Source organism: Bradyrhizobium sp. 25ACV (assembly GCF_054863005.1).
Window position 1 is genome coordinate 1 of the sequence record NZ_JAVAYO010000117.1, and the last position, 267, is coordinate 267.

Annotated in this window: 1 protein-coding gene; it reads left to right on the top strand. The window is 66.7% G+C overall.

The features are described from left to right. A partial coding sequence (locus RAD04_RS38800) for a sensor histidine kinase (RefSeq protein WP_461627982.1) occupies positions 1 to 267 on the top strand: 267 nt, incomplete at both ends.

The following is a 267-nucleotide window of genomic DNA, read 5'->3' on the forward strand; positions in this document are numbered from 1 at the left end:
TGCGCACGCCGCTCAACGCGATCATCGGCTTCTCCGAGCTCATTTGCCAGCAGGCCTTCGGGCCGCTGGGCGAGCCGCGCTACGTCACCTACCTCGAGGACATCCACGCGAGCGGCAGGCACCTGCTCAAGATCATCAACGACATCCTCGATCTCTCCAAGATCGAGCCCGGCAAGGCCACGCTCGACGAGCAGTCCGCCCTCAACGTGCGCGATGTCGTCGACGCCGCAGTCCGAATCGTCCGCCGGGAGGCGGAGCGCAAGGGCG